The sequence below is a fragment of the Mesorhizobium sp. M0491 genome (assembly GCF_040321265.1).
In the GTDB taxonomy this organism is placed as follows: Bacteria; Pseudomonadota; Alphaproteobacteria; order Rhizobiales; family Rhizobiaceae; genus Mesorhizobium.
Window position 1 is genome coordinate 36,476 of the sequence record NZ_JAMYRE010000036.1, and the last position, 8,997, is coordinate 45,472.

Here is an 8,997-nt window from a genome sequence, read left to right on the forward strand (position 1 = left end):
CTCCCGAGGCCGCAGCCTATGCCTGGTTGTACAGATCCCAGGCCACGCCGCCATTGGCATCGTCATGAATGATCGCCATCAGCCCGCGCACGACGGCGCTCGGGTTGGCATGCTGGTAGATGTTGCGGCCATAGACCATGCCAAGCGCACCCTGTGCCATCAAGGCAGCCGACTTGTCGAACACGGCACGCAGATCCTCCTTGCCGCCGCCGCGCACCAGCACCGGGCAGCGCGCCGCCTCGACGACGCGGTGGAAGTCGTTGGGATCGGTGGTCGGATCGGCCTTGACGATATCGGCACCCATCTCGCGGGCAAGCCGGGTCAAGGTGACGATCTTTTCGGCATCGCCGTCGACCATGTAGCCGCCATGCTCTGCGACCGGCAGCATGGCCAGCGGCTCGATCATCAGCGGCAGGCCGTATTTCTCGCAATCGGCGCGCACGCGGGCGATGTTCTGCACGCATTGCCGGAACAGGTCCGGCTCGTCGGGCAGCATGAACAGATTGACCACGACGCAAGCCGCATCCATCTCGATGGCGCCAAGCAAGGGCTCGGCTTCGTTCTGCAGCACCGCCCACATCGCTCGGTGGCGTATCCTGTTGTAGGGATTGCCCATGTCGATGCGCATCACCAGCGCCGGCTTGTCCTTGCCAGGCACGGCCTGCAGCAGGTCGGCCTGGCCGTAGTTCATCTGGATGGCGTCGGGGCCGGCCTTGACCAGTTGGTTGACGACGCTGGCCATGTCTTCCAGCCCGGCAAGGAAACTCGGCTCGTTGCAGACGCCGTGATCGATGGCGACGTCGAGACAGCGGCCGCCGCCGAACAGACGGTTCATGCGGACTTTCTTGTTTACGCGCATAGGGCGCTCCTTTGATGCGTCTGGAGATCGATGCCGTGCCGGTAGGCCAGCAAGGTGAGGAAGGTCGAGCGCTCAATGGCGGCCTCGCTGGCGCTCCAGCCCTTGTGCGCCGCCAGCATGTCGAGAACGGCATTGACGAGGTCGAAGCTGAGACCGCCCGAAATGGCGATGGTGGTGCGGCGCAGGAACAGGTCGGCGAGGCACTCGACCTGCTCGCGCTCGATGATGCGCCCTATCTCGCTTGCCGAATAGTCCGACCGCGGCAGCATCTGTTCGCCCGCCGGGTGCGAAACGAAATCCCTGGCCGACGTGCCATAGCGTTGCAGAAGTGTGTGCGCGCGCTCGACCGGCAGGCCATGCTCGGCAGCGAATGATGCGCACCAGGCGTCCGGATCGGTGGGAAAATCGCGGCCGCCACCGATGGCCATGTCCTGCGTTCCCTGGCTGCGCGCGAGGCCGAGCCGCTTCAGCGCCATGTCGGCGGCCAGCGCTCCAAACGAACGGAAGGTGGTCCACTTGCCGCCGATCATGCACAACGTCGCCGGCAGATGCCCGCTCGCTTCCACGAACTCGCAAAAATGATCGCGCGGTATGCGGCTCGTAAAACTGTCCTCGCTGGCCGGCAAAGGGCGCACGCCGGCGAAGCGGAACACGATCTGGTTTTCGGTAACCTTGATCGAGGGAAAGACGAAAGCGAGCGACTGCAGGATGTAGCGCTGCTCGTCCTCCTCGCAACGGACTAGGTCTGGATCATCGACCCGGATGTCGGTCGAGCCAATCAGCACCTTGCCCAGATAGGGAAACAGGATGCAGATGCGACCGTCCTCGTTTTCGTAATAGACCATGTGGCCGCCGAGCGCGTCGAACAGTTCGCTGTTGTCGACGATCAGATGCGAGCCCTTGGTACCGCCCATCATCGTCTGCGCCGTCGCCCCGATGGCCTTGTTGGTCAGGTCGATCCAGCCACCGGTGGCGTTGATGACCAGTTGCGCCCGCACCGGCAACTTCTCGCCGGTCAACGTGTCGGTAATGGCAAGGCCGTCGCCGGTCGACGACGCCTGAGCGTAGTTCAGGGCGCGCGCGTTCGCCCCGCTCGTCGTGGCGTCCAGCAGCATCTCCAGGCCGAGGCGCTCGGGCCGGCTCACCCAGGCGTCGTAATAGGTCGCCGAATTGCGGATCGCCGGGTTGATCGCCGGCCATGTCTTCAGGGTTTCGGCGCGGCCCCTGAACCGGTGCGTCGGCATCAAACGCCGTGCAGCGGTGAAAAGGTCATACATGGCAAGCCCGGCTTTGATGACCAGCGCCCCGCGCCGGCTGGGCCGCCGCGTCAGCCCCAGGAAACGCACCGCACCGTTGGCGAGACCGGAGAAAATGTCGAAGACCGGCACCGTCGTCGGCAGCGGAGCCACATAGTGCGGCGCATTCCTCAGCAGCCGGTCGCGTTCGAGCAGCGATTCGCGCACCAGTTTGAATTCGCCGTTTTCGAGGTAGCGCAGGCCGCCATGCACCATGCGCGACAGGGCGGCACTGGCACCACTGCAATAGTCGCCCTTTTCCGCCAGCACGACATCGACCCCTTGCAAGGCCAGTTCGCGAAAGACGCTGATGCCGTTGATGCCGCCACCAATGACGAGCACGGTAATGTCCGGCCGGTCGCGCAGACCGGCGATTGTATGACTACGCTTCATCGGGGCTGTTGCCTTTTTCTCAGGCATCCATCGCGGTGAGATGTGCGGCTGCCGCGGCGTCGATTGCCGCAAGCTCGCTTGCGGCAAGCGTGATCTCCCCGGCCCGTGCATTGTCGAGCGCCTGCTCAGGATTGCGTGCGCCGCACAGGGCGAAGGTGATGCCCGGCTGGGCGAGCGTCCAGGCGATGACGATCTGCGCCATCGACGCCTGGTGGCTTTCCGCGATCGGGGCGATTGCCTCTTTCAGCTTTGCGACCTTCTGCCGGTTGGCCGTGGAGAAGCGTGGGTTGTCCTTGCGTTGGTCGTCGCCGCCGAATGTGCGCTCAGGGTCGACCGTGCCGGTAAGTAGCCCCAACCCCAGCGACGAGTAGCTGAGGGTGGCAATGTCATGGCGGCGGGTGATCGGCAGCAGGCTGCTCTCGATGTCGCGGTCGATCATCGAATAGCGCTCCTGGATCGCATCGAGCTGGCCGGCATCGATATACTGGCCAAGATCCTCGGCGCTGATGTTGCTGGCGCCAATGGCGCGGATCTTGCCGGCCGCCTTGAGCTTTTCCAGCGCCGCCATCGTCTCGGCGATCGGGGTCGTCGGATCCTGCCAATGGGTGATGTAGAGGTCGATGTAGTCGGTGCCCAGACGCCGCAGGCTCTGCTCGACCTCATAGGCGATGCCATCGGCGCCGAGATAGCGATGCACAGGCTTGTCGTCCTGATCGAAGAAATGGCCGCCCTTGCCCGAATGCCAGTTCAACCCGCATTTGGTCGCGATCACCACTTTGTCGCGCTTGCCCTTGATGGCGGTGCCGACGATCGCCTCGCTGCGGCCAAGACCGTAGGCCGGCGCTGTGTCGATCAGGCTGAGGCCGGCATCGATCGAGGCTTCGATCGCCTTGACCGACTCCTTCTCGTCGGTGCCGCCCCACATCCACCCGCCAATCGCCCAGGTGCCCAGGCCTACAGCCGACGCCGATATGCCGGACTTGCCGATCTGCCGCTGGATCTGTCGAGAATTCATGCTACCTCCTGTTCGGCCAGCTCGAGGATCTGGAGCCCCGTGGCCTCGTCCGTGACGATGGTGTCGAGATGGTTGCCGCGCAGGGCGGCGAGGATCGGCGCGACCTTGCTGGGGCCGCTTGCAATGCCGATCGAGCGCGGGATGGTCGCGAACTCGTCAAGCGTCAACGAGACCAGCGAACGGTTGAGCGAGTAGTTGCAAAGCTTGCCCTGGCGGTCGATGAGATGAGCGAGCAGCTCGCCTGTCGCCCCGGACTTCTCGATCGCCTGGCGATCGGCATTCGAGGACGGATGCAGGTCGTAGTAGCTGGAATCGTCGGTCAGGATGGAGCCGACACCCACCACCGCGACATCCGCCTCGCGCGCCTTGCGAAACACGTCGGCGACGGAGCTGATGCCCATCAGCATTTCGCGCTGCTGCGCGGTGTCGGCAAACAGCGGCGCATGGATCTGGTAAGCGCGGCCGCCGAGCTTGTCGGCCATCAGCGAGGCGACGTGGTTGACGTCGGTATAGTGCTTGCCCTGCACCAGGCCGGTTGCGGGAATGATCTCGACGTCGTATCGGCGCCCCGGCTTGAGACCGGCGACCAGCGCGCTGACGCCCTTGCCGCCGGTGATCGAGATCGTGTCGCCGTCCTTGATGGTGTCGAGCAGCAGCCCAGCCGCCGCCTCGCCGACCCGCTGCAGGGCCGTGTGCGGATTTTCGGAAACCGACGGCACCACCATCGCCCGCTCGATGCCGCCCAGCGCAACCAGCCGCGCTTCCAGGTCGACCAGATGGTCGATCGGCGACTTGATCTTGATCTCGACGAGGCCGAGCTGGTGGCCGCGCTTGATCAGCCGGTTGACCGTCGCGTGCGAGAGGCCGAGTTCCCCGGCGATCTCGGCCTGGGTCTTGCCTTCGATATAATGCAGGACAAGCGCCTGGTGCATCTGACGAACAGCGGCGATGTCGTCTCGGGTGTTGGGAGGGGCCATGGTCTTGCTTCGCCGCCTTTGAGGTTCAGGACTTCTTGCGGTGCAGGAAGTGATCGATCGACACCGCCGCCAGCAGGATGCATCCCTTGATCATGTCCTGCCAATAGACCGAGACATCGAGCAGGATAAGCGAGCTCGTCACCACCGACAGCAACGCCATGCCGAGGATCGCTCCGAAGATGGTGCCCGAGCCGCCATTCAGCGAGGCGCCGCCGATGACGGCCGCGGCGATGATGTTGAGCTCCATGCCGGCGCCGAAGGTCGGCGTCGCCGCGCCAAAGCGCGCCATGTAGATCACACCGGCCAGGCCGGCGAGGGTCGAGCACAGCACCGTGACCCAGAACTTCACCTGATTCGTCCTGATGCCGGAGAACTGCGCGGCCTTCTCGTTGGAGCCGGTGTAGAAAACCTTGCGGAAGGCGGTGGCGCGGCGCAGCAGGAAGTCGAAGATCGCCACCACGACGATGAAGATCAGGATGACATAGGGGATGTTGTTGAAGCTGCCCTGGCCGATGGCCTTGAAGGCCGGCGGCAGTGTGAACAGCGACAGCGGCGTGCCCTCGGTGACCACCAGGCACATGCCCCGCACGATGACCATGGCCGCCAGCGACGTGATGAAATGATTGAGGCCTATCACGGTCACGAAGAAGCCCATCGCCGCGCCGATCAGCGCGCTGACGCCTATGCCGATCAGGCTTGCCGTCCAGGGGTCGAGGCCGGCGAGGAACAGCGCACCCGAGACCACCATCGAGAAACATACGACCGAGCCGACGGAAAGGTCGATGCCGCCGACGATGAGCAGGATCGTCATGCCGACGACGACGATCCCTTCGATGGAGAAGCTCATCAGCATGGCGCGGAAATTGCCCCATGTCAGGAAGTGCGGCGAGGCGAAGCTCATGGCGATGCACAGCGCCAGGATGATGACGATCAGCCCGGCCTCGCGCATCGAGGCGAGCTGAGCGAAATTGATGCGCCGCCCGGCGGCCTTGATCTCGGCGTGCACGAGCGCTTCTCCTGATTCCCTAGGCGACATTCTGGGCCTGCCTTTGATTTGAACTATCCTGAACGCCAGAGGCGAGCATGATGATGGCTTCCTCGCCGAGCTCGTCGGCGGTGAGTTCGCCGGCGATCCTGCCTTCGCGCACCACGAGAACGCGGTCGCACAAGCCAATCAGCTCCGGCAGTTCCGACGAGATGACGATGACGCCGACACCACTGCCGGCAAGCTGGCGCAGCAGCCGGTGGATCTCGACCTTGGCGCCGACATCGATCCCGCGCGTCGGCTCGTCCATGATGATGACCTTGGGACTGACGGACAACTGCCTGGCGATGGCGACCTTCTGCTGGTTGCCACCGCTCAGCGTCGAGACAGCGGCCTCGATGCCGGCCATGCGCACGCCGAGCCTGCCGGTCAGTTCCCGCGCCTGACGATCCTCGGCCTTGCGGTCGAGCAGGCCGAGGCGCCCGGTGAGCCGGCCAAGGTCGAGCGCGGAGATGTTCGCCGCGATCGGCAGGTCGAGGAATACGCCGGAGCCTTTGCGATCCTCAGAGAGATAGACCAGTCCCGCCTTGACCGCATCGCCATAGCCGCGTAGCCGGAGCTGTTTTCCGTCGAGCGCGACGGTTCCAGAGGTGATTGGCCTGAGGCCGCAGACCGTCTGTGCGATCTCGCTGCGACCGGCGCCGATCAGGCCGCCAATGCCCAGGATTTCGCCGGCGCGAAGCTGAAGATCGACGTCGGCGAAGCGGCGACCATCGGAAAGCCCCTCGACCGAGAGGAGCAGGCGCCCAGGCTCCTGCAGCGCCAGCTTGTCGGGATAGAGCTGGGTGATTTCGCGGCCGACCATCTTGCGCACGACATCGTCAGGTGAAACGGCGGCGACCTGATCGGTCGCCACGTAGCGGCCGTCTCGGAAGACGGTGACGCGGTCGCACAGCGAGAAGATCTCGGCCATGCGGTGGCTGATATAGACCACCGAAATGCCACGCTCCTTGAGCCCGCGCACGATCGAGAACAGGCGCTGCGCTTCGCTTTCGGTCAGCGCCGCGGTCGGCTCATCAAGCATCAGCACCTTGCAGTCGAGCGTCAGCGCCTTGGCGATCTCGACAAGCTGCTGGTTGGAAATGGAGAGATCGGCAACCCTGGTGCGCACCGGAATGGGCGCGAGCAGGTCCATCACCTTCTGGGCGTCGGCGTAGAGCTTTTGGAAATTCATCAGCGGCGCGCGCCGGCTGTTGATCGCGGCCATGTAGATGTTTTCGGCAACCGTCGCGTCCTGACAGAGCGCGATTTCCTGGTGGACAAGCGCAATGCCGAGGCGTTGGGCGGCCGCGGGCGAGTGGATCGAAATGCGCTCACCATCGATCAGGATGTCGCCCTCGTCGGGCTGCAATACACCGGCGATCATGTTCATCAGCGTCGACTTGCCGGCGCCGTTCTCTCCGCACAGTGCATGGATTTCGCCGCGCCGCAGCTCGAACCGTACGTCGCTCAGCGCCTTGACCGGGCCGAACGCCTTGGACAGGCCACGGATTTCAAGAATGGGCGCCTGGGTCACGCCGTGCTCCTGCGATGAACCTGAGGGGGAGGAAGGAGGCCGAAGCCTCCTTCCCGGTTAATCCGGCCATGCCGAGGCCGGGCAGCGGGATCGAGCCTATTCCTCGATGCCCTTGGTGCCGCGACGCTTGAGGTACTTGTCCCAGTAGAAGTCGTCCGCATTGTCCTTGGAGACGATGGAGAAGCCATTGTCGACGAAGGGCACGCTCATCGGGTTGAAGCCCGAACGCTTGGCGTCGTTCATCGGGTCGATCAGGCCGGGATGCTTGGCCATCCACAACAGCATGAAGCCCATATAGCCCTGCATGCCCTGGTTTGGATTGACCGAGCCGAAGATCTCGCCGGCCTTGATCATGTCGAGGATCTTGGCATTAACGTCGGCGAGCATGACGCGGATCTTGCCACCGCCTTCCTTGGCGGCCTGGGCAGCGCCGATGGCCGAGTTGGCCTCCGGCATGAACACGGCGCCAAGGTCAGGATGCGCCTGCGCCAGGCTCAGAACCGCCTGATAGGCCTTGGTCGGATCCTGGTTCGAAGCAGCGCGGCCGACGAGCTTCATGTCAGGCCATTTGGCTTCCATGCGGGCAACGAACGCGTTGACGCGCTTGTCGTGGTTGTCCTGGCCGGGATTCTCCAGCACCGCATATTCGCCCTTGCCGTCCATCGCCTTGGCAACGGCGTCGGCGGCATAGGTGCCTTCGGCATTGTTGTCGGAGGTGATGTAGGAGACGCGCTTGGAATTCGGCGAGTCGGCGGCGAAGGTCACCACCGCGGTGCCCTGTTCGATGGCGCGATTGATCGGCTCGATGAACGGATCGGAATTCATCGGGTGTACCAGTATGCCGGCAGGCTTCTGCGCCAGCGCCTGGTCGAAGGTCGCGATCTGCTTGTTGACGTCGTATTCCGGCGTACCCGTATAGGCGGTCTCGCAGCCGAACTGCTGGCCGGCCTGCTTGAACATTTCATAGACCGGGAACCAGTATTCGACGCCCGAGACCATGACGTTCATGACGTATTTTTCACCCGGCTCGCATTTGAACGGGTTGGGGGTTTCGGCGCGTACCTGCATCGACCCAAAGCAGGTCGATGCAGCCGCCGCGATTGCGAGCGTGCTCAGAAATTTGCGCAAGTTTCCTCCCTTGGCCGAAGCCATCCTCAATGACCGTCGCAGACGCTCAGCGAGCGCTGCCGTATGGATTTGATGATGCCGACCTTCCTCCGAAAGCCGACGATCGGGACATTACAGCCTCGGCGCATGTTGTCAATATAATTCACATATTGAAATATATTTCACGACCTCCTTCGGGGCTCCGATCGACGAAGCTGGTCGCGGGCCGCCAAGGTGCCGTACGGGCTAGGCAGGGCCTTTCCGGCCTTTGGCCGCGAACCGCGGAGAGTGTGGTTAGAGTATCGGCACCCAGGAGCTCGCGTGGTGCCCTCCCGCCGGCCGCGTCTTTATCGCGTGAAGCCACGATCTTGTCTTTGATAGCATCTATTCCGGGCGCGGCGTGACGCTCTCCATGTCGCTTAGCCAAGAAGTCTGCTGCTGCGTCGGCTTACGGCAGCCTTCGGACCATCCGGCGTATTCCGAGAAGCTTCGGCAGTCCCCCGAATGCGAACGGCCCGCTGGCTGGTGCCTGGGGGACTGTTGTTTGGTGCAGATTGGTTTGCGGGGGACGGGATTGGGTTTTTTGTCCCGCAGCTTGGGCTTCGCCTTGTTGCGGGCGCCTGATCCGGGGCAATCGATGGCCAGCCCAGCCGAACATCAAAACGGCCCGCGGGCTTTGTTCTTTGTGCCAGGCGGGCCGTTTGATTACCGCAGATTGGTTGCGGGGACAGGATTGAGTTTTCTGTCCGGCGGCGTCGGCTCCGCTTGCTTGCGGGCGCCTGATGACAGG

General features: G+C 63.7%; 7 protein-coding genes. All 7 read right to left on the reverse strand.

Annotated elements, in window-relative coordinates:
- Window positions 1–16 precede the first annotated feature (16 nt).
- Window positions 17–859 (reverse strand): class I fructose-bisphosphate aldolase, encoded by an 843-nt coding sequence (locus tag NKI69_RS31455; protein ID WP_023812428.1) that lies wholly within the window; start codon window positions 857–859, stop codon window positions 17–19.
- On the reverse strand, window positions 850–2,547 hold the full coding sequence (locus NKI69_RS31460) for a glycerol-3-phosphate dehydrogenase/oxidase (protein ID WP_023812427.1): 1,698 nt from the start codon (window positions 2,545–2,547) through the stop codon (window positions 850–852). The genes NKI69_RS31455 and NKI69_RS31460 overlap by 10 nt, the downstream gene beginning before the upstream one ends.
- A gap of 19 nt (window positions 2,548–2,566) precedes the next feature.
- The gene (locus tag NKI69_RS31465) at window positions 2,567–3,562 is read right to left on the reverse strand and encodes an aldo/keto reductase (protein ID WP_023812426.1); all 996 of its coding nucleotides are present in this window, start codon (window positions 3,560–3,562) and stop codon (window positions 2,567–2,569) included.
- On the reverse strand, window positions 3,559–4,539 hold the full coding sequence (locus NKI69_RS31470) for a sugar-binding transcriptional regulator (RefSeq protein ID WP_023812425.1): 981 nt from the start codon (window positions 4,537–4,539) through the stop codon (window positions 3,559–3,561). The genes NKI69_RS31465 and NKI69_RS31470 overlap by 4 nt, the downstream gene beginning before the upstream one ends.
- Window positions 4,540–4,564: 25 nt before the next feature.
- Complete coding sequence (locus NKI69_RS31475; RefSeq protein WP_352723263.1) at window positions 4,565–5,488, reverse strand: ABC transporter permease; 924 nt, start codon at window positions 5,486–5,488, stop codon at window positions 4,565–4,567.
- A 76-nt stretch (window positions 5,489–5,564) separates the two neighbouring features.
- Complete coding sequence (locus NKI69_RS31480; RefSeq protein WP_352723260.1) at window positions 5,565–7,100, reverse strand: sugar ABC transporter ATP-binding protein; 1,536 nt, start codon at window positions 7,098–7,100, stop codon at window positions 5,565–5,567.
- A gap of 96 nt (window positions 7,101–7,196) precedes the next feature.
- Complete coding sequence (locus NKI69_RS31485) at window positions 7,197–8,228, reverse strand: substrate-binding domain-containing protein (protein ID WP_013529471.1); 1,032 nt, start codon at window positions 8,226–8,228, stop codon at window positions 7,197–7,199.
- Window positions 8,229–8,997 lie beyond the last annotated feature (769 nt).